Annotated in this window: 22 protein-coding genes; 11 read left to right on the top strand and 11 right to left on the bottom strand. The window is 72.6% G+C overall.

Features of this window, described 5'->3' with window-relative positions; genetic code table 11:
• The first annotated feature begins 39 nt into the window (after positions 1–39).
• The gene (locus ACIPTO_RS09385; RefSeq protein WP_401190428.1) at positions 40–864 is read left to right on the top strand and encodes a hypothetical protein; all 825 of its coding nucleotides are present in this window, start codon (positions 40–42) and stop codon (positions 862–864) included.
• 42 nt (positions 865–906) lie between these two features.
• On the opposite strand, the gene hutH is transcribed toward ACIPTO_RS09385, so the two are convergent.
• From hutH to ACIPTO_RS09370, 3 genes are all read right to left on the bottom strand, one after another.
• Positions 907–2445: a histidine ammonia-lyase gene (gene hutH, locus ACIPTO_RS09380; RefSeq protein ID WP_366317078.1), complete on the bottom strand. Its 1539-nt coding sequence runs from the start codon at positions 2443–2445 to the stop codon at positions 907–909.
• A gap of 99 nt (positions 2446–2544) precedes the next feature.
• Positions 2545–3690 carry a sensor domain-containing diguanylate cyclase gene (locus tag ACIPTO_RS09375; protein WP_366316159.1) on the bottom strand — a complete coding sequence of 382 codons (1146 nt, stop codon included), beginning with the start codon at positions 3688–3690 and terminating at the stop codon, positions 2545–2547.
• Positions 3691–3976: 286 nt separating this feature from the next.
• A complete protein-coding gene (locus tag ACIPTO_RS09370) occupies positions 3977–4783 on the bottom strand; it encodes an enoyl-CoA hydratase-related protein (RefSeq protein ID WP_366316161.1) in 807 nt (268 codons plus the stop codon).
• A gap of 146 nt (positions 4784–4929) precedes the next feature.
• On the opposite strand from ACIPTO_RS09370, the gene ACIPTO_RS09365 reads away from it, so the two are divergent.
• Positions 4930–5550 (top strand): hypothetical protein, encoded by a 621-nt coding sequence (locus ACIPTO_RS09365; RefSeq protein WP_401190426.1) that lies wholly within the window; start codon positions 4930–4932, stop codon positions 5548–5550.
• Between the two features lie 20 nt (positions 5551–5570).
• On the opposite strand, the gene ACIPTO_RS09360 is transcribed toward ACIPTO_RS09365, so the two are convergent.
• Entirely contained in the window at positions 5571–6698 is a 1128-nt protein-coding gene (locus tag ACIPTO_RS09360; protein WP_366316165.1) for an adenylate/guanylate cyclase domain-containing protein, read from the bottom strand.
• Between the two features lie 118 nt (positions 6699–6816).
• Entirely contained in the window at positions 6817–7680 is an 864-nt protein-coding gene (locus tag ACIPTO_RS09355) for a biotin--[acetyl-CoA-carboxylase] ligase (RefSeq protein ID WP_366316167.1), read from the bottom strand.
• 111 nt (positions 7681–7791) lie between these two features.
• Here ACIPTO_RS09355 and ACIPTO_RS09350 point away from each other — a divergent pair, with 111 nt between their 5' ends.
• From ACIPTO_RS09350 to ACIPTO_RS09335, 4 genes are all read left to right on the top strand, one after another.
• Positions 7792–9393: an acyl-CoA carboxylase subunit beta gene (locus ACIPTO_RS09350; protein WP_401190423.1), complete on the top strand. Its 1602-nt coding sequence runs from the start codon at positions 7792–7794 to the stop codon at positions 9391–9393.
• An 11-nt stretch (positions 9394–9404) separates the two neighbouring features.
• Complete coding sequence (locus ACIPTO_RS09345; protein WP_366316171.1) at positions 9405–9611, top strand: acyl-CoA carboxylase subunit epsilon; 207 nt, start codon at positions 9405–9407, stop codon at positions 9609–9611.
• Between the two features lie 120 nt (positions 9612–9731).
• Positions 9732–9860 carry a morphogenic membrane protein MmpB gene (gene mmpB / locus ACIPTO_RS09340; RefSeq protein WP_266771843.1) on the top strand — a complete coding sequence of 43 codons (129 nt, stop codon included), beginning with the start codon at positions 9732–9734 and terminating at the stop codon, positions 9858–9860.
• Positions 9861–9891: 31 nt separating this feature from the next.
• Positions 9892–10512 carry a nucleoside triphosphate pyrophosphatase gene (locus ACIPTO_RS09335; protein ID WP_366316173.1) on the top strand — a complete coding sequence of 207 codons (621 nt, stop codon included), beginning with the start codon at positions 9892–9894 and terminating at the stop codon, positions 10510–10512.
• A gap of 7 nt (positions 10513–10519) precedes the next feature.
• Here ACIPTO_RS09335 and ACIPTO_RS09330 read toward each other — a convergent pair whose 3' ends face one another.
• Positions 10520–10993 (bottom strand): hypothetical protein, encoded by a 474-nt coding sequence (locus ACIPTO_RS09330; protein WP_401190420.1) that lies wholly within the window; start codon positions 10991–10993, stop codon positions 10520–10522.
• A gap of 368 nt (positions 10994–11361) precedes the next feature.
• Here ACIPTO_RS09330 and ACIPTO_RS09325 point away from each other — a divergent pair, with 368 nt between their 5' ends.
• Together ACIPTO_RS09325 and ACIPTO_RS09320 are read left to right on the top strand one after the other, a co-directional pair.
• Positions 11362–13134, top strand: coding sequence for a biotin carboxylase N-terminal domain-containing protein (locus ACIPTO_RS09325; RefSeq protein WP_366316177.1), 1773 nt, complete (start codon positions 11362–11364; stop codon positions 13132–13134).
• Between the two features lie 103 nt (positions 13135–13237).
• Positions 13238–13813, top strand: coding sequence for a TetR/AcrR family transcriptional regulator (locus ACIPTO_RS09320; RefSeq protein WP_401190418.1), 576 nt, complete (start codon positions 13238–13240; stop codon positions 13811–13813).
• A 63-nt stretch (positions 13814–13876) separates the two neighbouring features.
• On the opposite strand, the gene ACIPTO_RS09315 is transcribed toward ACIPTO_RS09320, so the two are convergent.
• The gene (locus ACIPTO_RS09315; RefSeq protein WP_366316181.1) at positions 13877–14842 is read right to left on the bottom strand and encodes a DeoR/GlpR family DNA-binding transcription regulator; all 966 of its coding nucleotides are present in this window, start codon (positions 14840–14842) and stop codon (positions 13877–13879) included.
• Positions 14843–15006: 164 nt separating this feature from the next.
• Positions 15007–16455: an NAD(P)H-quinone dehydrogenase gene (locus tag ACIPTO_RS09310; RefSeq protein WP_266771834.1), complete on the bottom strand. Its 1449-nt coding sequence runs from the start codon at positions 16453–16455 to the stop codon at positions 15007–15009.
• A gap of 360 nt (positions 16456–16815) precedes the next feature.
• Between ACIPTO_RS09310 and ACIPTO_RS09305 the strand changes: the two genes are divergently transcribed.
• From ACIPTO_RS09305 to ACIPTO_RS09295, 3 genes are all read left to right on the top strand, one after another.
• Complete coding sequence (locus tag ACIPTO_RS09305) at positions 16816–17253, top strand: gamma-glutamylcyclotransferase (protein ID WP_266771832.1); 438 nt, start codon at positions 16816–16818, stop codon at positions 17251–17253.
• A 116-nt stretch (positions 17254–17369) separates the two neighbouring features.
• The gene (locus ACIPTO_RS09300) at positions 17370–18194 is read left to right on the top strand and encodes a purine-nucleoside phosphorylase (protein ID WP_401190415.1); all 825 of its coding nucleotides are present in this window, start codon (positions 17370–17372) and stop codon (positions 18192–18194) included.
• Positions 18195–18286: 92 nt separating this feature from the next.
• A complete protein-coding gene (locus ACIPTO_RS09295) occupies positions 18287–19930 on the top strand; it encodes a phospho-sugar mutase (RefSeq protein WP_401190413.1) in 1644 nt (547 codons plus the stop codon).
• Between the two features lie 198 nt (positions 19931–20128).
• Here the strand turns inward: ACIPTO_RS09295 and ACIPTO_RS09290 are convergent, their stop codons facing one another.
• From ACIPTO_RS09290 to ACIPTO_RS09280, 3 genes are read right to left on the bottom strand one after another with little or no spacing between them, the layout of a single operon-like run.
• Positions 20129–20872, bottom strand: a complete 744-nt coding sequence (locus tag ACIPTO_RS09290; RefSeq protein ID WP_401190411.1) for a hypothetical protein — start codon at positions 20870–20872, stop codon at positions 20129–20131.
• Positions 20869–21717, bottom strand: coding sequence for a phosphate ABC transporter ATP-binding protein (locus tag ACIPTO_RS09285; protein ID WP_401190409.1), 849 nt, complete (start codon positions 21715–21717; stop codon positions 20869–20871). The genes ACIPTO_RS09290 and ACIPTO_RS09285 overlap by 4 nt, the downstream gene beginning before the upstream one ends.
• Before the next feature lie 36 nt (positions 21718–21753).
• Positions 21754–22710 (bottom strand): sortase, encoded by a 957-nt coding sequence (locus ACIPTO_RS09280; RefSeq protein WP_401190407.1) that lies wholly within the window; start codon positions 22708–22710, stop codon positions 21754–21756.
• Between the last annotated feature and the right edge of the window lie 38 nt (positions 22711–22748).

Genomic DNA, 22748 nt, shown 5'->3' with positions numbered 1-22748 from the left:
CGCTTGACACTCCTTTGACCCAAGCTTCACAGTCCGCTCATGAAGAGATCATCGGGCATACGGCTGTGCGTCACCGTCGCGGTGGGCGCGCTGTCGCTGGCCCTCGTCACCGGTTGCTCCGACGGCGGTTCGGACAAGGCCGAGAGCACCACCGAGCGCGATACCGGGAGTTCCGCCCAGGGCGCCTCGAAGACCACCGTCAAGGCGCTCTCCGCCGCCGAGTTGAAGAAGCTGGCCCTCGCGCAGGGCGACGCCGCCGGCTACGAGGTGGGGCCGGTCGGCAAGACGTTCCCCGCGGCCAAGAGCGCCGTCACCGCCGACAAGGCGCAGTGCTGGCCGCTCGCCTGGGCCATGTCGGGACAGGCACCGGGCGACGCGGGCACGTCCACCAACAGGATGGTCACCGAGGCGAAGAAGCCCTCCTCCGCCGCGTCCCGGTCCATCGAGGACATGACGGAGAAGGAGTTCGACGACGCGTTCGGCGCCGCCCTGGACCGTACGAGCACCGTCGTCGGACTGTCCTCGTACGACGGCGACGGAGCGGAGCGGGCGTTCAAGTCCGTGTCCGACGGGGTCAGGAGCTGCTCCGGCGGCTTCACCGTCACCGCGGGCGGCGACAGCCAGAAGTACACCGGGGTCACGGCCGAGAAGGCGTCCGGCACCGGGGACGAATCGGTGGCGTTCGGCGCGAGCGCCGTGATGGAGGACTCCGGCGGCAGGACCGGCACCGCGCACACCGAGGTGGTGCGTCACGGCAACACCCTCGTCACCTACTACACGGTGAACCTCGGCGCCCTGATGTCGGGCAAGGCCTACGCCGTGCCGCCCGCCGTGATCGACGCGCAGGCGGCCAAGCTCAAGTGACCGTCGGGGCCCCGCCGTTGGCGGGACGGGGCCCCGACCGCCCTACCGCAGCGGCCCGGTGACCTTCTCCACGGCCTCGACCACGTGCCCGCCGCGGACGAACGCGTCGGCCGCGGCGAGGTCGGGGGACAGGAACCGGTCGGGACCCGGACCCTCGACTCCCGCCGCCCGTACGGCGTCGATGACCGCCCGGGACGCCGGCGCGGGCGCAAGACCCTCGCGCAGCTCCACGGCGCGCGTCGCGGCGTACAGCTCGACGGCGATGATCCGGGTGAGGTTGTCGACGGCGGTGCGCAGCTTGCGGGCGGCCGACCAGCCCATGGAGACGTGGTCCTCCTGCATCGCGGAGGAGGGGATCGAGTCGGCGGAGGCGGGCACCGCGAGCCGCTTCATCTCGCTGACCAGCGCGGCCTGCGTGTACTGGGCGATCATCAGCCCGGAGTCGACACCGGCGTCGTCCGCGAGGAACGGCGGCAGGCCGTGCGAGCGGTTCTTGTCGAGGAGACGGTCGGTACGGCGCTCGGCGATCGAGCCGAGGTCGGCGACGGCGATGGCGAGGAAGTCGAGGACGTAGGCCACCGGCGCACCATGGAAGTTGCCGTTGGACTCGACCCGCCCATCGGGCAGCACCACGGGGTTGTCGACGGCGGACGCCAACTCCCGCTCCGCCACGAGGCGGGCGTGCGCGATGGTGTCGCGTCCGGCACCGGCGACCTGCGGGGCGCACCGCACCGAGTACGCGTCCTGCACACGCGGCGCGTCGTCCTGGTGGTGCCCGGTCAGCTCCGAACCGGCAAGCACGGCAAGCATGTTGGCGGCGCTGGCGCCCTGCCCGGGGTGCGGGCGGATGGCGTGCAGCTCGGGCGCGAGCACCTTGTCGGTGCCGAGCAGCGCCTCCAGGGAGAGGGCCGCCGTGACGTCGGCGGACTTGTAGAGCATGTCGAGGTCGGCGAGCGCCATGACCAGCATGCCGAGCATGCCGTCGGTGCCGTTGAGCAGGGCGAGGCCCTCCTTCTCCCGCAACTCGACCGGCGCGATGCCGTGTTCGGCGAGCAGCTCGCCCGCGGGACGGACGACCCCGTCCGGGCCCTCCGCGTCGCCCTCGCCCATGAGCGTCAGCGCGCAGTGCGAGAGCGGGGCGAGGTCGCCGGAGCAGCCGAGGGAGCCGTACTCGTGGACGACGGGGGTGATCCCGGCGTTGAGGACGTCGGCCATGGTCCGGGCGACCTCCGGGCGGACGCCGGTGTGGCCCGAGCAGACGGTCTTGAGCCGCAGGAACATCAGCGCGCGGACGACCTCGCGCTCCACGCGCGGGCCCATGCCGGCGGCGTGCGAGCGGACGATGTTGCGCTGCAGCTGGGCGCGGAGTTCCGGGCTGATGTGCCGGGACGCGAGCGCCCCGAAGCCGGTGCTCACGCCGTACACGGGCTCCGGCTTGGCCGCGAGCGCGTCCACGATCTCGCGCGCCGCGGCGAGCGCCGCGACGGCCTCGGCCGAAAGCTCGATCCGGGCGCCCCCACGCGCCACGGCGAGGACGTCGGACGCGGTGACCCCGGACGTCCCCACCACCACAGTGTGCATATCCATATTCAGGAGCGTACGCATTGAATGTGGTGGTGTCACTACCGGGTGCGCGCCGAGACCCTTACAGGTAGGTCACACACCCGGACCCCGCGCGGCTCACGGTCTGCGGCCCCGGAACCGCCGCCGCTCCGCCGGCGCCTCCGGCGTCGGGGAGTCCGCGAGCCGTACGACCGGATCGTCCGGCCCCTCGCGCCCGGCGACCACCGGCTTGTCCCCGCGGAGCGCCTTCGCACGGTACTGGGCGGCGTCCGCCAGCCGGAACAGCCGGCGCCCGGACCGTACCGCCCCGATGGGGTCCTCCGTCGACGCGACCCCGCACGCGACGCCCTCGCCCAGCTCCAACTCGGCCGCGCGGCGGCAGAGTTCGACCGCCGCGTCGACCACCTCGTCGGCGGGCGGCCCCACCGCGAGCAGACAGAACTCGTCCCCGCCGAGCCGCGCGGCCAGCGCGCCCGGCAGCATCGCGCCGCACAGCGACAGCACCGAGCCGAAACGCTCCAGGAGCCGGTCGCCGACCGCGTGACCCCGGGTGTCGTTCACACGCTTGAGCCCGTTCAGGTCGCACACGACGAGGCTGACCACGACCCCGTCCCTCCGGTGCCGCTCGATCGCCTCGTCGAGCCGCACGTCCACGGCACGGCGGTTGGCGAGCCCGGTGAGCGCGTCCGTGAACGCGAGCCGCCGGGCCTCCTCCAGCCGCTCGGTCTGCGCGATCCCGGCGGCGACGACGGACGCCAGCACGGTCGCGAAGTCGGCGTCGCCCCGGCCGAAGAGAGGCGCGCCGACCGGCCGGGCCACGTACAGCTCGCCCCAGGCCCGTCCGTGCAGCACGATCGGCGCGATCACACAGCATCCGCGTCTGCGGCGCCGTAGGGCGGCCACGCGTTGGTGGCAGTAGCCAGGGCTGCCCGCGGCCGGGCCCTCGGCGGTCTCGACCCAGGCGTTGGGCTCGCCGCCGCCGGCCCAGCGTTCGTGCAGGAACTCGGTGATCTCGGGGAACTGGTGCACCGGGTAGGTCTCGGCGTCCGGGAACTCCTCCTCGCCCGTGGCGCGGTCCCCCACGTTCACCAGGACCCTGAGGCGGCCGAGCTCGCGCTCCCAGACCGAGAGCGCGGCGAAACTGCCGTTCAGTGCCCGGCGTGCGCCGGTCGCCGCGGCGTGCCAGGACTCTCGCGGGGTGTGGGCCGCCGCCATCCCCTGCGCGAGCTCCACCACTGCCGTGAGCCGCCTGTCCTCACCCATCACTCCAGGCTAGGGAGGTTTGGGGCATAGCGGGACATTGATGCGGCGAACAGGTGTCGTGGGGGGCGGGCTCGGGTTGTTCTTCGGGTGCGGGCCGGTGGGGGCCAGTCGCGCAGTTCCCCGCGCCCCTGGGGGGTGGCGCCTGCCGGGGTGGGGGTGCTGGCGGGTGGCGGTCGGTGTCATGAGCGAATGCACGACAGCGCAGACCAGCCCCAACCCCCTAGGGGCGCGGGGAACTGCGCGACCGGCCACAACGGACCCGCACCCGACGACGCGCACAAGCCCGCTACTCCCCCGGCCACTCCGGCGTCCGCTTCTCGTTGAACGCCGCGACCCCCTCCGCCCGGTCCCCCGAGAACGCCACCGACCGCCACGCCGCGTCCTCCACCTCAAGACCCGCCCGCAGATCCAGCCCGTGCCCCAGCCGCAACGCCCGCTTGGCCGCGCGCAGCCCGACGGGCGAGTTCGCGGCGATGCGGGCCGCCAGGGCGAGGGCCTCCTCGCGGTCCCGGCCCGGATCCACCAGGGCGTCCACCAGGCCCAGGTCCGCCGCCTCGGGGGCCGGCAACCGGCGGGCGGTGAAGATCAGTTCGGCCGCGCGGGCCGCGCCCACCCGGCGGGGCAGCAGCTGCGTACCGCCGCCGCCCGGGATCACGCCCACCGACACCTCCGGCAGGCCCACCACGGCCGTGCCGTCCGCCACGATCAGGTCGCAGGACAGGGCGAGTTCGAAGCCGCCGCCGAGGGCGAAGCCGTGCACGGCGGCGATCGTGGGCATCGGGAGGTCCAGGACGCCCGTGTACGCGGCGCGTGCGAGCGGGCGCTGCCGTACGAGTTCCGCGTCCGTGAGGGAGTTGCGCTCCTTCAGGTCCGCGCCGACGCAGAACGCCCGCTCGTGGGACGAGGTCACCACGGTCACCCGGACCTCCCGGTCCGCCGCCAGTGCCGCGCAGGCCTCGGCGATGGAGCCCGCCATCGCCGTCGACACGGCGTTCATGGCCTTGGGCCGGTCCAGGACCAGTTCCGCGACGTGTCCGTGCCGCCGCACCAGTACGAACTCCCCGAACCGTGACTCGGACCGCTCCGCGCCCATGACAGCCTCCTGGTTAACGTGGGTTAACTAATCTGGTCCCGATCATCGCACGCGGCCTCCCCGTTCGGGTGACATCACACCCAACTCCCGCCGCACCGCCCGGAGAAGCGCATAACGTGCGTCCGCCACACCACAGGGGAGGGATCGTGACGACGACCACGAAGGCGGAGCGGGCCGAGGACACCGAGGAGATAGCGCCGCCGCTCCCGAAGGGCCGGCACCGCCGTCGCCGGCCCCGGAAGATCCTGCTGGCCGTCGGAGCGCTCGCCGTGGCCGCCGGGGTGCTGGGCCTCGTACGACTGGCGCCGGAGTCCGGAGTCGGCGGCCTGGGGACCGCCGAGGCCGAGCCCAGCGCGGAAGTGAGCGCGAGCACCGACCGGCCGGCCGACGCCGCCGCCACGATCCGCGCCGACCCGAGCCGGATCCCGGCCTCGATCCCCTCCGCGGCCCCCTGGACGATCCCCTCCGCGACCTCGGTGACGGGCGGCGCGAGCGCGGCTCCCCCGACGGCTTCCGGGGTCGTACCGACTCCGTACGCGACGGTGCGGCGCCCGCCTGCGCAGACGCGGCCGACGACCGTCCCGGAGGCCCCCGCGGCCGTCACGCCGACGGCTGAGGCACCGGCTCCGCTTCCCACCACCAGCGCCGCGGCGGAACCCGCGCCCACCCCGAGCCGGAGCGCCGACCCGCCCTCCCCCGCGCCGAGTCGGCCGCGGCTGTGCGTGCCGGTCATCGGGCTCTGTGTCGACGGGCTCGCCGGCCACTGAGCCGGGCGGGCGAGTCGGGCCTACGCCGGTGTCGAGTCCCGGCGGGTGAGGAGCCAGGGTTCGACAACTCCCAGGCCGCGCACGGGGCGTTGCCACATCGGCTGGAGGGCGAAGCGGTAGGTCGGGGGCTCCTCGCCCTCCTTCTCCGCGGTGGCCGCGGCCTCCGCCGCCTCCGCCTCGGAGGCAGGGGCCTCACCGCTGCGGATGAGCTCCTCCGCGAAGGCGCTGTCCACGAGGACGGCGTCGCGGGGAGCTATCGACGTGAGCCGGGAGGCGAGGTTGACCGTCGTGCCGAAGACGTCGCCCATACGGGTGGTGACCGTGCCGAAGGCGATGCCGACGCGGAGTTCGGGCATCGTCTCGTCGCCCGCCATGGTCTCGATCAGGCGCAGCGCGATCTCGGCGGCGACCCCGGCGTCGTCGGCCGAGAAGAGGACCTCGTCGCCGAGGGTCTTGATGAGGCGTCCGCCGCGCGCCGCCACGAGGTCGGCGGCCGTGGTCTCGAAGGCCTCGACGAGTTCGCCGAGTTCCTCCTCCTCCATGCGCCGGGTCAGCCGTGTGAAGCCGACGAGGTCCGCGAAGCCGACGGCCAGGCGCCGGTCGACCATCTCCTCGTCGTCGCCCGCCTGGACGACCCGGCCGGCCGAGGCGGCGAGCTGGCGCCGCCAGACGTAGACGAGGAACTCCTCCAGCTCGGGCAGGAGCAGCTCGATGATCGGGTACGTCACCTCGGTGCGGGACATGCCCGGCTCCGGCGGTTCGGTCAGGCCCTCCAGGAACGAGTCCATCTGCCAGCCGGCCAGCCGCGCGGTGGTCTGCCCGGTGGAGCGGGCCACCTGCACGGCCATCGCCTCGCTGAGCAGCCCCGCCTCGACGAGACCGGCCAGGCGCCGCAGCGCGAGGACGTCCGCCTCGGTGAAGGCCTTGGCCTGGCCGACGTCGGCGAAGCCCATCGCCCGCCAGAAGCGCGTGGCCAGCTCCATGGAGACGCCGGCGGTGCGGGCCGCCTGGAAGGGGGTGTAGCGGCGCTCCGCGCCGAGGATGAGTCCTTCGAGACGCAGCGCGAGCGGGTTCTCGCCGGGATCGGCGGCATCGGGGGCCACCCGGCCGTCCTCGTCCGCGCCGGAGCCCGTGTCGTCGACGGTCACGCCTGCTGCCCTTCCGATCTGCCACGGTCAGGTATCGACCGGGCCCAATGCTACGGCAGGTGTGGGCCAGCTCACTCCGTGAGTCACACGGAGATGGTGGCCGCAAGAGCGGTCGGTGTCACGCGGGGCGCAGGTGGACGATGTCGCCCGCCCCCACGGGCTCCTGCACGCCGTCCTCGGTGGCGAGGACGAGCCGCCCGTCGCCGTCGATCGCGACGGCCTCGCCGGTGATCGACCGGTCCCCGGGGAGTTCGGCCCGCACGGTCCGGCCGAGCGTGGCGCAGCCGGCCGCGTAGGTCTCCTGGAGGCCGCTGTCCACCGGGTCGCCGCCCGCCGTGCGCCACTTGTCGTACCAGTGCTCCAGGGACCGCAGGACGGCCCTCAGGAGGGGATCGCGGTCGGTGGTGACGGCACCGGCGAGGGCGAGGGAGGCGGCCTGCGGCACGGGCAGCTCCTCCTCGCGGAGGGTGACGTTGATGCCGACGCCGACGATCACGGCGGAGTCCCCCGCGCGCTCGGCGAGGATGCCGCCGGCCTTGCGTTCCTCGCCGCCGACCGTCACCAGGAGGTCGTTGGGCCACTTGAGTGCCGTGTCCACCCCGGCGGACCGCGAGAGCCCGGTCGCGACGGCGACCCCGGTCAGCAGCGGGAGCCAGCCCCAGCGGGAAACGGGCACGTCACCCGGCTCCAGCAGCACGGAGAAGAAGAGCCCCGAGCGGGCCGGCGCCGACCACTGCCGGTCGAGCCGGCCGCGCCCGGAGGTCTGCTCCTCGGCGACCAGGACGGTGCCCTCGGCGGCCTTGCCCGCGGCGGCCAGGGCGACCAGGTCGGAGTTGGTGGAACCGGTGCGCTGCACGACCTCCACGCCGGTCCACAGCCCGCCCGCGCGGACCAGGCCGCGGCGCAGCGCGCCGGCGTTGAGGGGCGGCCGTTCCAGATCGGACCAACGGCTGCTGTCGTCTGAGGCATCTCGCGGCGTCATGCAAGCCACCCTAGGTGTGTTGTACGCCGCACTGCCGATCGGTAGGCCCGCCACTACTCTACGGATGAGTAACCGTCCCCCCTTTTGAGCAGGCAGGGAGCCGCAATCCCGATGTCCGAGCCGGAAGCGCCTCAAGAGATCGACATTCACACGACCGCCGGGAAGATCGCGGATCTTCACCGCCGCACCCAGGAGGCGACGCACGCCGGCTCGGCACGTGCTGTCGAAAAACAGCACGCCAAGGGCAAGTTGACGGCCCGGGAGCGGATCGAGCTGCTCCTGGACGAGGGCTCCTTCGTCGAGTTCGACGAGTTCACCCGGCACCGCTCCACGGACTTCGGCCTGGAGCGGAACCGCCCCTACGGCGACGGGGTCGTCTCCGGCTACGGCACGGTCGACGGCCGCCCGATCGCCGTGTTCTCCCAGGACTTCACGGTCTTCGGCGGCGCCCTGGGCGAGGTCTACGGCCAGAAGATCGTCAAGGTGATGGACTTCGCGCTGAAGACGGGCTGCCCGGTCATCGGCATCAACGACTCCGGCGGCGCCCGCATCCAGGAAGGCGTGGCCTCGCTGGGCGCGTACGGCGAGATCTTCCGCCGCAACACGCACGCGAGCGGGGTGATCCCGCAGATCAGCCTGGTCGTGGGCCCGTGCGCGGGCGGTGCCGTCTACTCCCCCGCGATCACCGACTTCACGGTGATGGTCGACCAGACCTCGCACATGTTCATCACGGGCCCGGACGTCATCAAGACGGTCACCGGCGAGGACGTCGGCTTCGAGGAACTGGGCGGCGCGCGCACCCACAACGCGGTGTCGGGTGTGGCCCACCACATGGCGGGCGACGAGAAGGACGCGATCGAGTACGTCAAGCAGCTGCTGTCGTACCTCCCGTCCAACAACCTCAGCGAACCGCCGGCGTTCCCGGAGGAGGCGGACCTCGCCGTCACGGACGAGGACCGCGAGCTGGACACCCTGGTCCCGGACAGCGCGAACCAGCCGTACGACATGCACACGGTGATCGAACACGTCCTGGACGACGCCGAGTTCTTCGAGACGCAGCCGCTGTTCGCCCCGAACATCCTCACCGGTTTCGGCCGGGTCGAGGGCCGCCCGGTGGGCATCGTGGCGAACCAGCCGATGCAGTTCGCGGGCTGTCTGGACATCGACGCCTCCGAGAAGGCGGCCCGGTTCGTCCGCACCTGCGACGCGTTCAACGTCCCGGTCATCACCTTCGTGGACGTCCCCGGCTTCCTCCCGGGCGTCGACCAGGAGCACTACGGCATCATCCGCAGGGGCGCGAAGCTGATCTACGCGTACGCGGAGGCCACGGTCCCGCTGATCACGGTGATCACCCGCAAGGCCTTCGGCGGCGCCTACGACGTCATGGGCTCCAAGCACCTCGGCGCCGACCTCAACCTGGCCTGGCCGACCGCCCAGATCGCCGTCATGGGCGCCCAGGGCGCGGTCAACATCCTGCACCGCCGCACGATCGCGGAGGCGGAGGCGGCAGGCGACGTGGAGGCGACGCGGGCCCGTCTGATCCAGGAGTACGAGGACGCCCTCCTCAACCCCTACATCGCGGCCGAGCGCGGCTACATCGACGCGGTCGTCCTCCCCTCGGACACCCGCCGCCACGTCGTCCGGGGCCTGCGCCAGCTCCGTACCAAGCGCGAGTCCCTCCCGCCGAAGAAGCACGGCAACATCCCGCTGTAGAGGAGCGCCGCATGAACATCAGAGTCGTACGGGGCAACCCGACCCCGGAGGAACTGGCCGCCGCGCTGGCGGTGGTGAGGGCCCGCGCGGCGGCGGCCACCGCACCGCCGGACGCCCCGAGGCGGCGGGACGCCTGGTCGGACCCGGCGAGGATCGCCTCCGCGAGGCTCCCGCAGCCCGGGCCCAGCGCGTGGACCCGCACGTACTGGCCCGCCTAGGGAACCGTCCCAGGGGCGCGGGGCCGCGTCGGTGCGCGGCCCCGCCTGCCGTCCGGCGGGACGGGGAAGTTGAGTACCCGTACTCAGGCGCCCGCCCCCGCCAGGGCGCACGCTGGTGACATGCTGTGGTCCGACCCCGACAACGAACCTCCCGAGGAACTCCGGGAGACGGAGGTCATGCTGCGGCGGCTCGGCATTCTCATGGCGCTCGCGATGGTGCTGGCGATGATCGTGATCGGTCTGGCGTGAGCGCCCGAGAGCGCGCCGATACCCTGAGCGCATGACAGATCAGCCGCGCCGCCGACTCGTGCTCGCCTCCCAGTCCCCCGCCCGGCTGGGCCTGCTGCGGCAGGCCGGACTCGACCCCGAGGTGATCGTCAGCGGGGTCGACGAGGATGCCGTCAGCGCCCCCACCCCGGCCGAGCTGGCCCTCGCGCTCGCCGAGGCCAAGGCCTCCGTCGTGGCAGCGAAGCCCGAGGTCAGGGGCGCGCTCGTCATCGGCTGCGACTCCGTGCTCGACCTCGACGGCGAGGCCCTCGGCAAGCCCGCCGACGCCGAGGAGGCCACCGCCCGCTGGAAGGCGATGCGCGGCCGGGCCGGGACGCTCCAGACCGGGCACTGCGTCTACGACACGACGAGCGGCCGGTACGTCTCGGCGACCGCGTCCACCGTCGTCCGCTTCGGCGAGCCGACCGACGCCGAGGTCGCCGCGTACGTCGCCTCGGGCGAACCCCTGTACGTCGCGGGGGCGTTCACCCTGGACGGTCTCTCGGCGCCGTTCATCGAGGGCATCGACGGCGACCACGGCAACGTGATCGGCATCAGCCTGCCGCTCGTCCGCCGGCTGCTGGGCGAACTGGGCGTCGGCATCACGGAGTTGTGGACCCCGCGGGAGAAGTAGCGGCCGGTCAGGAGGGGTTGGGGGCGGCCGGGGCGATCGGTCCCGGGCCCTCGTTCCTGTCGGCCGTGTCGGCGCCCGGCCCGGGGGTCCCCTCGGGCGGGGTCTCAAGGCGGTCGTACGTCATCAGGAGCAGGACGACGAGGCCGAGCACCACCACCATGGCGGCGAACGCTCCGGGGCCCACCAGGCCCCACGCGAAGGCGGCCAGCAGGCCGTGCACGACGGCCACGCTGATCAGCAGGACGCGGCCGAAGCCGGCCGGCGCCCGGTCGCGCAGGGCGACGAGCAGGGCGACCACGCCGCACAGCACGAAGTAGAGCCCGAAGACGATCCCGCCGACCTTGGAGGACACGGACATCGCGTCCGGGTCGAGACCGGCCAGGGACATGTCCTGGCGGTCGACGACGATGCCGAGGAACCAGTTCAGCGCGGCCACTCCGAGCGCCTCCACGAAGAGGACGAGCGCCAAGATCCATGCCACCGGCCTGCGCACCACCGGGCCCACCCACTTCCGCCGTTACCCCAAGTACGTTCCGGACAACCTGAACGCTACTAACGGGTAAACCGCGGGACAAGGGTTGCGATGGAGGCAAAGAATCATTGGGCCATTCGTAGGGACTCCACAAAGAAACGGAGTGGGGCGCGGCACGCTCTCACAGAGACCTTGACCACACCGGAGGACTAGGGTTTCCCGGAGGAGTCCCGGGTACCTAGGTGCGACAAGGGATTTCGCGGGTCGAGCGAGCCTCGAATCACGCTCCGTGTGGGCAAGCTCACCATTGGGGACGGGTCGATGCGCCGTGTCGGCTGTCCCTAAACTCGGCTTGTTTCAAGGAGGGAGCCTCAATCGTGCGCAAGGTGCTCATCGCCAATCGTGGCGAAATCGCTGTCCGCGTAGCCCGGGCCTGCCGGGACGCCGGGATCGCGAGCGTGGCCGTATACGCCGACCCGGACCGGGACGCTCTGCATGTCCGCGCCGCGGATGAGGCGTTCGCCCTGGGCGGTGACACACCGGCGAGCAGCTACCTGGACATCGGCAAGGTCCTGGCCGCGGCCCGCGAGTCCGGTGCCGACGCCATCCACCCCGGCTACGGATTCCTGTCGGAGAACGCCGAGTTCGCTCAGGCCGTGCTCGACGCGGACCTGATCTGGATCGGACCGCCGCCGCAGGCGATCCGTGACCTCGGTGACAAGGTCGCCGCCCGGCACATCGCCCAGCGCGCCGGTGCCCCGCTGGTGGCCGGCACGCCGGACCCGGTGTCCGGGTCGGACGAGGTCGTCGCGTTCGCCGAGCAGCACGGGCTGCCCATCGCGATCAAGGCCGCCTTCGGTGGCGGCGGTCGCGGGCTGAAGGTGGCCCGGACGCTCGAAGAGGTCCCCGAGCTGTACGACTCCGCGGTGCGCGAGGCGGTCGCCGCCTTCGGTCGCGGCGAGTGCTTCGTCGAGCGCTACCTCGACAAGCCGCGGCACGTGGAGACCCAGTGCCTGGCCGACACCCACGGCAACGTGGTCGTCGTCTCCACGCGTGACTGCTCGCTGCAGCGCAGGCACCAGAAGCTGGTCGAGGAGGCGCCCGCGCCGTTCCTCTCCGAGGCCCAGGTCGCCGAGCTGTACGCGTCGTCCAAGGCGATCCTCAAGGAGGCCGGCTACGTCGGCGCCGGGACCGTCGAGTTCCTCGTCGGCCAGGACGGCACGATCTCCTTCCTGGAGGTCAACACCCGCCTCCAGGTGGAGCACCCGGTCACCGAGGAGGTCGCCGGCATCGACCTCGTCCGCGAGATGTTCCGCATCGCCGACGGCGAGGAGCTCGGCTACGGCGATCCCGAACTGCGCGGCCACTCCTTCGAGTTCCGCATCAACGGCGAGGACCCGGGCCGCGGCTTCCTGCCCGCGCCCGGCACGGTGACGCTGTTCGCGCCGCCGTCAGGCCCGGGTGTCCGGCTGGACGCCGGTGTCGAGTCCGGCTCGGTCATCGGCCCGGCGTGGGACTCGCTGCTGGCCAAGCTGATCGTCTCCGGCGCGACCCGTGAGCAGGCGCTCCAGCGGGCGGCGCGGGCGCTGGAGGAGTTCCAGGTCGAGGGCATGGCCACGGCCATCCCGTTCCACCGCGCGGTCGTCAAGGACCCGGCGTTCGCCCCCGAACTCACCGGTTCCGCGGACCCGTTCACGGTCCACACCCGGTGGATCGAGACCGAGTTCGTCAACGAGGTCAAGCCCTTCGCGGCCCCGGCGGACGCCGAGGCGGACGAGGACGCGGACCGCGAGACGATCGTCGTCGAGGTCGGCGGCAAGCGCCTGGAGGTCTCCCTCCCGGTCTCGCTCGGCATGTCGCTGGCCCGCACCGGGCTCGCGGCGGGCGCCAAGCCGAAGCGCCGCGCGGCCAAGAAGTCCGGTCCCGTCGCCTCCGGTGACACCCTCGCCTCCCCGATGCAGGGCACGATCGTCAAGGTCGCGGTCGAGGAGGGGCAGGAGGTCAAGGAGGGCGACCTCATCGTCGTCCTGGAGGCCATGAAGATGGAACAGCCCCTGAACGCGCACAAGTCCGGCACGATCAAGGGACTCGGCGCGGAGGTCGGCGCGTCGGTCACCTCCGGCGCGGCGATCTGCGAGATCAAGGACTGACCCCACCGCACGCCCAGAGGTGCCCGGCGGACAGGAACAGCCTGTCCTCGCCGGGCATCTCTGTACTGTGACGGGACAGCGCCGAGGAGGGCAGGTGGGAGTCATGGCCGACACAGTCAGACCGCCGGCTGGGCTGCGCGCCGACGCCCGCCGCAACTACGAACGGCTGCTCACCGAGGCCCGGGTGTGCTTCGCGGCGCACGGCACGGACGCGTCCCTGGAGGACGTGGCGAAGCGGGCCGGGGTCGGTATCGGCACCCTGTACCGGCACTTCCCCAACCGGCAGGCCCTGATGAGCGCGGTCTTCGAGGACGCGGCCCGCGAACTGCTCGTACGGTCACGGGAGTTGCTGTCCGCTCCGCAGCCGTGCGGGGCGCTCGTGACCTGGTTGCGGGAGATGGTGACGCACGCCAGTGAGTACCGGGGGCTGTCCCGGGCGCTGATGGCGGTCGACCTCGACGGCTCCTCCGCGCTGGCCCGGTGCAGTCATCCCATCCGGGAGGCTGGGGGCGCGCTGCTGGTCCGGGCGCAGGAGGCCGGTGACGTGCGCGGTGACGTCGAGATCGGCGACCTGCTCCAGCTGACCCACGCGATCGCCCTCGCGGCCGAGGGCAACCCCGGGGACCCCGAACTGGCGGACCGGTTGCTGACGTTGACGTTGCGCGGGTTGAAGCCGTAGTACTTCGGGCGCGGGTCCGTCGTGGCTGGTCGCAGCCGAAAACCGCCCCCGCCCCCGATGCGCTCAACGCCTCCGCAGGTCCGCCACCCTGGCCGCCCGCTCCCGTTCGGGCGACTCCCCGGCCAGGACACCCGCCGACCTCAACCCCGGTGCTCCGCCCGGTACTTGACCCCGTCGCGGTGCCGGGAGGGGGACATCCCGGCGGCGTTGGTCGCGCGTCGGGGTCTGATCACCCCCCTGGGCTCCCGAACCGCCCGCGACGGCGATCTGCACCCCCTGGTCGGCCAGCGCCTGCAACTCCGTCCCGGCGCGGTCGTCATGGCCCGGGGGCTCGTCGGTGACGAGGCGGGTGATGACGTCCGTGGGCACGGTCTGGAACATGGTGTCCGTGCCGAGCTTGGTGTGGTCGGCGAGGACGACGACCTCGGCCGCCGCCTGGACGAGCGCGCGGTCGACGGACGCCGAGAGCATGTTGGACGTGGACAGGCCGCGCTCGGCGGTCAGCCCGCTCCCGGAGAGGAAGGCCCGGGACACGCGCAGCCCCTGGAGGGACTGCTCGGCCCCGCTGCCCACCAGCGCGTAGTTGGAACCGCGCAGGGTGCCCCCGGTCATGACGACCTCCACGCGGTTGGCATGGGCCAACGCCTGGGCCACCAGCAGGGAGTTGGTGACGACGGTCAGTCCGGGCACCCGGGCGAGCCGGCGGGCCAGCTCCTGGGTGGTGGTACCCGCCCCCACCACGATCGCTTCGCCCTCTTCGACGAAGCTGGCGGCGAGATCGGCGATGGCCGTCTTCTCGGCGGTCGCGAGATGCGATTTCTGCGGAAAGCCGGACTCCCGCGTGAACCCGCCCGGCAATACCGCACCGCCGTGCCGGCGGTCGAGGAGTCCTTCTGCCTCCAGTGCGCGCACGTCCCGCCGTACGGTCACTTCGGAGGTCTGGACGACGCGGGCGAGCTCACGGAGCGATACGGCCCCATTCGCTCGCACCATTTCGAGGATCAATTGGCGACGTTCTGCAGCGAACACGAAACTGACAGTAACCCCAACGACCGTCTGCTTTCAGCTGTTTGCGGTGAATAGCAGAAGTTGTTCGCACAGGGAGGCGAGAAGTGGTATAGGGCTTAGTCGCCGCGCCTATGCCGTGCGAATGAGCGGCAACTCCCCGTGACCAGCGGGGAGTCCGCGCCGCCTCAGACTTCGCCGGTCGCCTTGCGGGTGTGCAGCTGCCGGGCCACCTCGGCGATCGAGCCCGAAAGGGACGGGTAGACGGTGAAGGCGTTCGCGATCTGTTCGACCGTCAGATTGTTGTCCACGGCGATCGAGATGGGGTGGATCAGTTCCGAGGCGCGGGGCGCCACGACCACACCGCCGACGATGATGCCGGTGCCCGGGCGGCAGAAGATCTTGACGAAGCCGTCCCGGATGCCCTGCATCTTCGCGCGCGGGTTGCGCAGGAGCGGGAGCTTGACGACACGGGCGTCGATCTTGCCGCCGTCCACGTCGGCCTGGCTGTAGCCGACGGTCGCGATCTCGGGGTCGGTGAAGACGTTCGACGAGACCGTCTTCAGGTTCAGGGGCGCCACCGCGTCGCCCAGGAAGTGGTACATCGCGATACGGCCCTGCATCGCGGCCACCGAGGCCAGGGCGAAGATCCCGGTCACGTCACCGGCCGCGTAGACGCCGGGAGCGGTCGTACGGGAGACCTTGTCGGTCCAGATGTGGCCCGACTCGCGCAGCTTCACGCCCGCCTCCTCCAGGCCCATGCCCTCGGAGTTCGGGATGGCGCCGACCGCCATCAGGCAGTGCGAGCCGGTGATGACACGGCCGTCGGCGAGGGTGACCTCGACCTTGTCGCCGACGCGCTTGGCGGACTGGGCGCGGGAGCGGGCCATGACGTTCATGCCGCGGCGCCGGAAGACGTCCTCCAGGACGGCGGCGGCGTCCGGGTCCTCGCCGGGCAGGACGCGGTCGCGGGAGGAGACGAGGGTGACCTTGGAGCCGAGGGCCTGGTAGGCGCCGGCGAACTCGGCGCCGGTGACACCGGAGCCGACCACGATCAGCTCTTCGGGGAGTTCGGTGAGGTCGTAGACCTGGGTCCAGTTCAGGATGCGCTCGCCGTCGGGGCGGGCGTCGTCCAGCTCGCGGGGGTGGCCGCCGGTCGCGATGAGGACGGCGTCGGCGACGAGGGTCTCCTCGGTGCCGTCGGCCGCCTTCACGATCACCTTGCGGGAACCGTCGATCGCCTGCATGCCGTCGAGCCGGCCCCGGCCGCGCATCACCCGGGCGCCGGCCCGGGTCACGGACGCGGTGATGTCGTGCGACTGGGCCAGCGCGAGGCGCTTCACACGGCGGTTGACCTTGCCGAGGTCCACGCCGACGACCCGCGCCGCCTGCTCCAGGGGCGGGGTGTCGTCGGCGACGATGATGCCGAGTTCCTCGTACGACGAGTCGAAGGTGGTCATCACCTCGGCCGTCGCGATAAGGGTCTTCGACGGGACGCAGTCGGTCAGCACCGACGCCCCGCCCAGACCGTCGCAGTCGACGACGGTCACCTCCGCGCCGAGCTGCGCTGCCACCAGCGCCGCTTCATAGCCGCCGGGTCCGCCACCGATGATCACGATCCGAGTCACGTACCCCATTGTCCCGCACGCTTCAAGATGCTTCCGCCCGGGGGCGAGGCCCCTGCCGGGCGCGGGAGGCCGGCGGGAGGCGGCCCCGAGCCGTCGGTACAGGTGAGGAGGGCGCGGAAGGGACGACGGGATGTGAGCGAAGTCAAGAACCCGAGCGCGGGGGCGGGGCGGGGCGGGGCGGACAGGGATGGCGGTGGGCGTGCGGAAGCCCGCGGATGCCGCCGCGCGCCCCCGGCTCCCCGCTCCCCGGTGTCGCCAGGCACTCCCCGGTGTCACGAGGAGCCCCCGGTGTCGGGAGGTGCCCTCGGTTGCGGGAGGTGCCCTCGGTTGCGGGAGTGGCGGGTGGTTTCGCTGCCGTACTCTCGAAGCATGTCGCTCTACGCCGCGTACGCCGGCAATCTCGACGCGCGGCTGATGACCCGCCGCGCCCCGCACTCGCCGCTGCGCGCCACGGGCTGGCTGAACGGATGGCGGCTGACCTTCGGCGGTGAGCACATGGGCTGGGAGGGCGCGCTCGCCACGATCGTGGAGGCCCCGCGCTCCCAGGTCTTCGTCGCGCTGTACGAGATCGCGCCGCCCGACGAGGAGTCCATGGACCGGTGGGAGGGCGTCGGCCTGGACGTCTACCGCCGGATGCGGGTCCGCGTGCACACGCTGGAGGGCGAGGAGCCCGCCTGGCTGTACGTCCTCAACGGCTACGAGGGCGGACTCCCGTCGGCCCGGTACCTCGGGGAGCTCGCGGACGCCGCCGAGTCGGCCGGCGCCCCGCACGACTATGTGATGGAGCTGCGGAAGCGCCCCTGCTGAGGGTTTCCCACACACAACCGCGTCACAGCTCTCGTTGGAAACGACAAGACAACGATCGCCATCCCGTGCGCTCTGTCATCTACGCGCGTAGGCCCGGAGCGGCTACGCTCATCCGCGTGAACGCATCTCTTCTTCCGGACGACATCCAGGGCGACCCTCATGCCGCCGCTGACGCCGCCGCCACGCGCCTGCGCGAACTGACCGGCGCCGACACCCACGACGTCGCCCTTGTGATGGGCTCCGGCTGGGGGCCGGCCGTGGACGCCCTCGGCGTACCCGAGGCCGACTTCCCCGTCACCGAGCTGCCCGGTTTCCCGCCGCCGGCCGTCGAGGGCCACGGCGGGCGGATCCGCTCGTACAGGACCGGCGACAAGCGGGCGCTGGTCTTCCTCGGGCGCACCCACTACTACGAGGGCCGCGGTGTCGCCGCCGTCGCGCACGGCGTCCGTACGGCCGTCGCCGCCGGCTGCAAGACCATCGTGCTGACCAACGGCTGCGGCGGGCTCCGCGAGGGGATGCGGCCGGGGCAGCCGGTGCTGATCAGCGACCACATCAACCTCACCGCCACCTCGCCCATCGTCGGAGCCAACTTCGTCGACCTCACGGATCTGTACTCGCCCCGGCTGCGCGCCCTGTGCAAGGAGATCGACCCGGCGCTGGAGGAGGGTGTCTACGCCCAGTTCCCCGGGCCGCACTACGAGACCCCGGCCGAGATCCGCATGGCCCGGGTGATCGGGGCGGACCTGGTGGGCATGTCGACGGTGCTGGAGGCCATCGCCGCGCGCGAGGCCGGTGCGGAGGTGCTGGGGATCTCCCTGGTGACGAACCTCGCCGCCGGGATGACGGGTGAGCCGCTGAACCACGAGGAAGTCCTCCAGGCCGGGCGGGATTCCGCCACGCAGATGGGGGCACTGTTGGGGCAGGTCCTCGGGCGGCTGTAGCCACCGTCCCCAGGGATGTCCCCCACACCCGTTCATCGTCGGCCAAGCCGCTGACGCACAAACCGACACACCCCACGAAAGGCTCACCCGCCGTGCACGACGACGAACTCATCGCGCGGGCCAGGACCTGGCTCGCCGAGGATCCCGACGCGGACACCCGTGAGGAACTGGGCAAGCTCATCGAAGCCGGGGATGTCGCCGAGCTGGCCGGGCGTTTCGGCGGCACTCTCCAGTTCGGCACCGCGGGCCTGCGGGGCGAACTGGGCGCCGGGCCCATGCGGATGAACCGTGCGGTGGTCATCCGCGCCGCCGCCGGACTCGCCGCGTACCTGAAGAAGAACGGCGGGGCCGACGGCACGGTCGTCATCGGCTACGACGCCCGGCACAAGTCCGCCGACTTCGCCCGCGACACCGCCGCCGTGATGGTCGGCGCCGGGCTGCGGGCCGCCGTGCTGCCCCGGCCCCTCCCCACCCCCGTACTCGCCTTCGCCATACGGCACTTGGGCGCGGTCGCGGGCGTGGAGGTCACCGCCAGCCACAACCCGCCCCGGGACAACGGCTACAAGGTCTACCTCGGCGACGGCTCCCAGATCGTGCCCCCGGCCGACGCGGAGATCGCCGCCGAGATCGACGCGATCGGCTCGCTGCACGACGTGCCCCGCCCGGCGGAAGGGTGGCAGGTCCTCGACGACGGCGTCCTGGACGCCTACCTCGCCCGCACGGACGCCGTCCTCGCCGCGGGCTCCCCGCGCACCGCCCGCACCGTCTACACGGCGATGCACGGCGTCGGCAAGGACGTACTGCTGGCCGCGTTCGCGCGGGCCGGGTTCCCCGAACCCGTGCTCGTCGCCGAACAGGCCGAGCCCGACCCGGACTTCCCGACCGTCGCGTTCCCCAACCCGGAGGAACCCGGCGCGATGGACCTCGCCTTCGCGCGGGCCCGCGAGAGCGACCCGGACCTGATCATCGCCAACGACCCCGACGCCGACCGCTGCGCCGCCGCCGTCAAGGACCCTGCCCAGGAGGGCGGTTGGCGCATGCTGCGCGGCGACGAGGTCGGCTCCCTGCTGGCCGCGCACCTCGTGCGGCGCGGCGCCCGGGGCACCTTCGCCGAGTCGATCGTCTCCTCCTCCCTCCTCGGCCGCATCGCCGAGCAGGCGGGCCTGCCCTGCGAGGAGACCCTCACCGGCTTCAAGTGGATCGCCCGCGTGGACGGTCTGCGCTACGGCTACGAGGAGGCCCTCGGCTACTGCGTGGACCCGGACGGTGTGCGGGACAAGGACGGCATCACCGCCGCCCTCCTCATCACCGAGCTGGCTTCGGAGCTGAAGGCCGAGGGGCGTGACCTGCTCGACCTCCTGGACGATCTCGCCGTGCAGCACGGTCTGCACGCCACCGATCAACTCTCGGTGCGTGTCGAGGACTTGTCGGTCATCGCGGACGCCATGCGACGGTTGCGCGAGCAGCCGCCGACCGCGCTCGCCGGGCTGGCCGTCACCAGGGCCGAGGACCTGACCGAGGGGACCGAGAAGCTGCCGCCCACGGACGGGCTGCGGTACACGCTGGACGGCGCCAGGGTCATCGTCCGGCCCAGCGGCACCGAGCCCAAGCTGAAGTGCTACCTGGAGGTCGTGGTGCCGGTCGCCACGCACGCCGACCTCCCGGCCGCGCGGGCGCGGGCGACGGAGACGCTCGCGGCCGTCAAGCGGGACCTGTCGGCGGCGGCCGGCATCTGAGCCGACCTCAGCTCGGCCCGGTTCACCGGGAGTTGGGCTGCCGCATGCTCCGCGGCAGCGCTCTTCCGCCGCATGTGTTCCATACTGGAACAGTTATACGGATGTCCTCCTCACCCCCCTTGGAGACATCCGCCGGTCCGCGCCCGCCAAGCCCCCTTACTGGGCGGGCCGCGTCCGTGCACGAGCCGCGCACGGGGTTCAGTCACGCACCAGGTAGCTGAACCCCGTGTCCGGTCCCACGCAGGACTGCAGGGTGAGGTCGCCCCAGTAGAGGCCTGCCGCCGGGACGCCCCGGCCCGGGGTGACGTAGTGCGCGTAGACCCGGTACGTCCATGTGCCGCGCGGGGTGGCGAGGGTGACCTTCGTGCCGAGCGGCAGCGTGGCGAAGCGGTCGAAGCCGCAGTAGTCGTGGCCGACGATCACCGCGGTCCGCAGCGCGTAGCCGTCCTCGGTGCCGATCGCTGGTCCCGTCCACTGCACGGCGTTCCGGCAGGCGTCGACCTCCGCCTGGTCGCCCCGGACGACGGTCGAGGACCAGGTGCCGATCCGGATCGTGGTGGAGGTGGGCCGGCCGGTCGTCGCCGTGTCGGTGCGGGGCGCGGCGGATCTCGTGGGCGTGCGGCGGGGTGTGACGGGCGGGAGCTTCCGGGAGAGGTCCGGGCCGGGGACGCGGGCGTCGGCGGGGGACGGGGAGGCGGCGGTCCGGGCCGATGCCGGTGTGCGGGCGGGTGGAGCGGCCGGGGAGGCGGTCGTGGCCGGGGCGGGCCTCGGCGGCGCGGGCGCGGACGGCGCCGGTGGTGCGGGGGCGGGCGGGGCGGCGGCCGGGACCGTCCTGTCCGTCGGGCCGGCCGCCGTGTCCCGTGCCCCGGCCGCGCAGCCGGTGACCAGCAGCAGGGCCGCGGCCGTGCCCAGGAGCCGGCCCGCGACCGGCCCCGGCGTCATCCGAAGCGTCCGTTCACGTAGTCCGAGGTCCGCTCGTCCTGCGGGGAGCTGAACATCGCCTGGGTGTCGCCGTGTTCGACGATCACGCCGGGGGTGTTCTGCGAGGCGAGGAAGAAGGCGCAGGTGTCGGAGACGCGGGCGGCCTGCTGCATGTTGTGGGTGACGATGACGATCGTGACCTCGGACTTCAGCTCGGCGATGGTCTCCTCGATGCGGCGGGTGGAGGTCGGGTCGAGAGCCGAGCAGGGTTCGTCCATGAGGAGGACCCGGGGGCGTACCGCCAACGACCGTGCGATGCACAGGCGTTGCTGCTGGCCGCCGGAGAGGGCGCCGCCCGGCTGGCGGAGCCGGTCCTTGACCTCTTTCCACAGGCCCGCCTTGATCAGGCACTCCTCGACCAGGTCGTCCTTGCCGTCGCGGGTGGCCTTGATGGCGTTGAGCTTGAGGCCGGCGAGGACGTTGTCGTGGATCGACATGGCGGGGAAGGGGTTCGGCTTCTGGAAGACCATGCCGATCTGGCGGCGGGCGTGGGTGATGCGGCGGCCGCGGTCGTAGATGTCCTGGTCGTCGAGGAGGACGCGGCCGGCCAGGGAGGCGGAGCCGATCAGTTCGTGCATGCGGTTGAGGATGCGCAGGAAGGTCGACTTGCCGCAGCCGGAGGGACCGATGAGGGCGGTCACCTCGCGGGCGGGCATCGTGAGCGAGACCCGGTCGAGGACCTTGTGGTCGGAGAACCAGGCGGAGACGGAGTCGGCGCGCAGGCTCGCCGGGCCCTGTTCGGTGCCGGTCGCCGGCGGCTGGAGGAGGGTGTCCGAGGGGGCGTAGCCGGTGAGGTCGGTGGACATGGTGGTGGGGTCAACTCCCGTACGAGGTGGGATGGTTCAGAGGAGGTTCGGCAGCAGGGAGACGATGGCGCCGGAGTCGGCGAGGCCCAGGGCGAGCAGCAGTGGTCCCGCGCAGATCCAGGTCTGCCAGCGGCCCCAGACCCGGTGGGCGACGACCGCGAGGAGCGAGGCGAGCAACAGGCCCTGGGACCACAGGAAGACGCGGAGCCAGGCGCCGCCGTCGCCCCCGAGCGCCTCTTCGGAGGCGGCGATCCAGCCGGGGCGCAGATCGCGCGGCGGGCCGGCCTGCACGGGGGTGATCAGCTCGGCGTCGATGCGCAGGACCCCGCTCGGGGTGTACGGGCCTCCGGTGGCGGTGATCAGGGTGAGGCGGCCCCGGCCCTGGCCGATGGGAGCGGGCAGCGGGTCGCCCGCGCGGCGGATGCCGGTGACCTCGTAGACGGACTTCGCCTGGCCGGTGGTCAGTTCGAGGCGGGCGCCGGTGGGCAGGTTGTGGAGTTCGAGGAAGGGGCTGCCGTAGCCCCATTGGCGGCCCATGATCACCGAGGTGCCGGCCTGGCCCGGGAGCGGGGTGTCGCGGCGGTGGCCGGGGCCCGACATCAGGACCTCGGAGGTGGTGCCCTCGGCGACGACCTCCTTGATGCCGAGGGCGGGGACGCGCAGCAGGGCGACGGGCGCGCCCGGCTCCAGCATCTTTCCCTCGTAGTCGCGTTGGCCCACGGGGGCGGTGCCCAGGGCGAGTTCCTTGCGGAGTTCGTCGTAGGCGGTGCGCTGGTCGCGGGCGTGCTGGAGGTGGCCGACGACGGTGAGGTTCGCGGCGAACCCGAGGAGTACGGCGGCCAGGACGCACAGGGCCGCCCCGGCGAGTGCGAGCCCGGGGCGGGCGGGGGGCCGCGGGGTCTCCTGGCGCGGCGGGTCGGTCGGGGGTGGCGGGCCGGGCGGTCCGTCGGGCGGCGCCGGCGCGTCGGCCGGGGGCGGGGCGAGCGTGGTCACGGGGTGCGCTCCTCGAAGCGGGACGGGGTCCTTCGTAG

This window comes from Streptomyces sp. NPDC090083 (assembly GCF_044747445.1).
In the GTDB taxonomy this organism is placed as follows: domain Bacteria; phylum Actinomycetota; class Actinomycetes; order Streptomycetales; family Streptomycetaceae; genus Streptomyces.
Note: the sequence above shows the minus strand (reverse complement) of the source record. Positions and strands in the feature narration are given on the sequence as shown.

Coding starts and splice junctions, on each gene's coding strand:
- ACIPTO_RS09385 (WP_401190428.1), top strand. CDS start 40: ATGAAGAGATCATCGGGCATACGGCTGTGCGTCACCGTCGCGGTGGGC.
- ACIPTO_RS09370 (WP_366316161.1), bottom strand. CDS start 4,783: ATGGGCGCGGAGCGGTCCGAGTCACGGTTCGGGGAGTTCGTACTGGTG.
- ACIPTO_RS09285 (WP_401190409.1), bottom strand. CDS start 21,717: ATGTCCACCGACCTCACCGGCTACGCCCCCTCGGACACCCTCCTCCAG.
- ACIPTO_RS09305 (WP_266771832.1), top strand. CDS start 16,816: ATGTCGCTCTACGCCGCGTACGCCGGCAATCTCGACGCGCGGCTGATG.
- ACIPTO_RS09290 (WP_401190411.1), bottom strand. CDS start 20,872: ATGACGCCGGGGCCGGTCGCGGGCCGGCTCCTGGGCACGGCCGCGGCC.
- hutH (WP_366317078.1), bottom strand. CDS start 2,445: ATGCACACTGTGGTGGTGGGGACGTCCGGGGTCACCGCGTCCGACGTC.
- ACIPTO_RS09345 (WP_366316171.1), top strand. CDS start 9,405: ATGAACATCAGAGTCGTACGGGGCAACCCGACCCCGGAGGAACTGGCC.
- ACIPTO_RS09375 (WP_366316159.1), bottom strand. CDS start 3,690: ATGGGTGAGGACAGGCGGCTCACGGCAGTGGTGGAGCTCGCGCAGGGG.
- ACIPTO_RS09310 (WP_266771834.1), bottom strand. CDS start 16,455: ATGGGGTACGTGACTCGGATCGTGATCATCGGTGGCGGACCCGGCGGC.
- mmpB (WP_266771843.1), top strand. CDS start 9,732: ATGCTGTGGTCCGACCCCGACAACGAACCTCCCGAGGAACTCCGGGAG.
- ACIPTO_RS09335 (WP_366316173.1), top strand. CDS start 9,892: ATGACAGATCAGCCGCGCCGCCGACTCGTGCTCGCCTCCCAGTCCCCC.
- ACIPTO_RS09355 (WP_366316167.1), bottom strand. CDS start 7,680: ATGACGCCGCGAGATGCCTCAGACGACAGCAGCCGTTGGTCCGATCTG.
- ACIPTO_RS09320 (WP_401190418.1), top strand. CDS start 13,238: ATGGCCGACACAGTCAGACCGCCGGCTGGGCTGCGCGCCGACGCCCGC.
- ACIPTO_RS09350 (WP_401190423.1), top strand. CDS start 7,792: ATGTCCGAGCCGGAAGCGCCTCAAGAGATCGACATTCACACGACCGCC.